At 62.7% G+C, this 2,896-nt stretch carries 4 protein-coding genes; all 4 read right to left on the bottom strand.

Annotated features, from left to right (window positions below; all coding sequences use genetic code 11):
• The coding region (locus AC1DWI_RS18670) for a UDP-2,3-diacylglucosamine diphosphatase (protein ID WP_477725418.1) at nt 1-754 on the bottom strand (754 nt) is incomplete at its 3' end.
• Nucleotides 755-817: 63 nt separating this feature from the next.
• Nucleotides 818-1,327 carry a peptidylprolyl isomerase gene (locus AC1DWI_RS18665; protein WP_477668984.1) on the bottom strand — a complete coding sequence of 170 codons (510 nt, stop codon included), beginning with the start codon at nt 1,325-1,327 and terminating at the stop codon, nt 818-820.
• Between the two features lie 26 nt (nt 1,328-1,353).
• Entirely contained in the window at nt 1,354-2,070 is a 717-nt protein-coding gene (locus AC1DWI_RS18660; RefSeq protein ID WP_477668985.1) for a peptidylprolyl isomerase, read from the bottom strand.
• On the bottom strand, nt 2,070-2,896 hold an 827-nt coding region (locus AC1DWI_RS18655; protein ID WP_477725417.1), incomplete at its 5' end, for a L,D-transpeptidase family protein. The genes AC1DWI_RS18655 and AC1DWI_RS18660, both read right to left, overlap by 1 nt.

Raw genomic sequence — 2,896 nt, 5'->3', positions numbered from 1 at the left:
GCCCATCTGCGGTCAGGCGCAGCACTTCTGCGCGCGGCGCCGGGGCGCCCAGGTCCCAGTCGCTGAGCACCACGCGCGACAGGCCGCCGCCCAGGTCATGCACGGCAGGCTTGTGCGTGTGGCCATGAATCAGCGTGCGGGAATTGGCCGCCTGCAGCCACTGGCGCGCGGCCTGGGTGTCGACGTCGGCATATTGTGCGCCGGACTTCTTGCGTGCTTCGCTTTGCTCGCGCAGCCCGCGCGCAATCGCCTGGCGTTCGGCCAGCGGCCTGGCCAGGAAGGCGCGCTGCCATTCGGGGCTGCGGACCTGGCTGCGAAAGTTCATGTAGTCGACATCGTCCAGGCACAAGGCGTCACCATGCGACAGCAGCCAGCGCCGCCCGGTGCCGGCGGGAAAAACCAGCACGGTCGGGTCTGCCAGCAAGGTAGCGTTGCACAGGTCCATCAGGGCCTGGYCCACCAGGAAGTCACGGTTGCCGTGCATGAAAAACAGGGCCAGCCGGCCTGCAGCATTGCCCATGGCCTGCACGCAGCGCGCGTCAAAGCCGGCGGCAGGATCGAGCAGGTCGCCGTCCACAGCGTCGTCACCGACCCAGACTTCAAACAGGTCACCCAGGATGAAGACCGCGTCGGCCGGCGTGGTTTCAAGGTAGTGCTGCCAGGCCGCAAAAGTAGCCGGCTCCGAGGCCTGCAAATGCAGGTCGGAAATGAAGTCGACCGTGCGCCACACGGGCGGGGCCGGCAGCTCCGCCATGGGGGGCACGGCCTGGGGGGTGTTCACCGGCTGGATTTCGGCAAGCGCGGCCCGAAAGGGCACTCAGGCCACTGCAACGGCTTTTTGGATGATCACGTCTTCCATCGGAACGTCGTCATGGAAGCCCTTGCGGCCGGTCTTGACGGCCTTGATCTTGTCGACGACATCGGCGCCGGCCACTACCTTGCCGAACACGGCATAACCCCAGCCCGATGCGTTCGGTGCGGTGTGGTTCAGGAAACCGTTGTCGGCCACGTTGATGAAGAATTGCGAGCTGGCCGAGTGCGGTGCATTGGTACGCGCCATGGCCACGGTGTAGTTGTCGTTCTTCAGGCCGTTGTTGGCTTCGTTCTCGATTTCGCCGTCGGTAGGCTTTTGTTTCATGCCCGGTTCAAAGCCACCGCCCTGCACCATGAAGCCCGGGATCACGCGGTGAAACACTGTGTTGGCGTAATGGCCCTTGTTGACGTAGTTCAGGAAGTTGGCAACGGTCTTGGGTGCCTTGGCGGCGTCGAGCTCCAGCGTGATGACGCCGTATTCGGCGATGTGGAGGTCTACTTTGGGATTGCTCATGATGGTGTCCTGTAGGGCTGTGTCAATTAATTGACGAGGGTTGCTGATTTGATGAGGACGGGCGTCTTGGGAACATCCGTCGGGAAGGGGCCGCCGGCGCCGGTGGGCACGGCCTTGATCTTGTTCACGACGTCCATGCCGCTGACGACCTTGCCGAATACGGTGTAGCCAAAGAGCTGGGGTGCGTTGACGAGCTGGGCGCGCGGGGTGTTTTCATAGACGCGGCCCTGGTATTCAAACTTCGGAACCGGGTCTCCGGGGGGAATCACCGTGGGGTTCAGGAAGTCGTTGTCCTTTACGTTGATGAAGAACTGCGACGACGCGGAATTGGGATCGTTGGTGCGCGCCATGGCGAGCGTGCCGACCACGTTTTTGGGCCCACCCTTGGCGAGCGCCTCGCGGCCTTCATGCGGCACCGGCGGGCGGGTTTTCTTCTCGGCGTAGGTGGCGTCGTAGCCGCCGCCCTGCACCATGAAGTTGCTGATCACGCGGTGGAAAATCGTGCCGTCATAGTGTTTGTCCTTGACGTACTGCAGGAAATTTTCAACGGTCTTGGGCGCCTTGTCGGGATAGACCTCGACCACGAAGTCGCCTTCACTGGTGACGAATTTGACCTTCGGCGCGCTTTGCGCGAGCGCCGGGCCGGCCAGGAGGGCCACGCCCGCCGCCGTCACTGCTGCGAGTGTGGCGCGGCGCAAGGGAGAAAACGCCGCAAGCGCCGCAAACGTCATGTGAACTGCCATCAAATGGTTCCTTCGAAAAATATCTTCCACTGGGTTCCCTGGCGGATCCAGTACTGGCGCTTGGTGCGGCCGGTTTTGGCGCCCTTGATCAGTTCGCCAAAGGTTACCACCATCGTGTCGGTGCTGTCGGTCCAGCGCAGGTAAGACACGTCCTTGAGCAGGATGTCGCGCCCACCGAGTTGCTTGAGCTCACTTTGCAGCAGCGGCGTCCATTCGGCCAGCGTCTTGCCGTAACTTGTGAAATCGGGTGTGTACCAGGTTGTAAGTTTGGCCATGTCGCCGCTGGACTTGGCGTGGTGCCAGCTTTGCAGCGCGGTTTCGAACGACCGGGTGTCGGCCGCCAGGGATTGCGGCGCCACCCATTTGAGGCTGTGGGCAATCACGACGGGCGTGCTGCGCACCTCGACGGTGCGGATGATGCGCTCCAGGTCGGGGTTGGCCAGCACGACGCATCCGTCGGTGGACAGCGGTGCCCGGGAAAACTGCGCCGGTGGTGTCCCGTGCAGCCAGATGCCGCCGCCGGTCTTGCCGCGCTTGACGTCGAGCTGGTTGGGGTAGTTGATGGGCAGTGCGCCCGAGCCGTAAAAGTCGCGCAGCGATTTGGGGTTCAGGTTGCTGGTGATGTAGTAGACGCCGACCGGCGTGCGCAGGTCGCCTTCGACGGATTTTTCAATGCCGGATTTTCCAACCGAGATGTAATAGTCCGCCACGAGTTTGAGGCCCGCGCTGGTGTTTTCAAACAGGTAAAGGCGTGACCTGGACGCATCGACGGCAATGGCGTGTTTGTTACGCGATGACAGCACCAGGAATTGCGACGGTACCAGGC

The organism is Polaromonas sp. P3_C2 (assembly GCF_056402675.1).
This window is presented reverse-complemented; position numbering and strand designations above follow the sequence as displayed.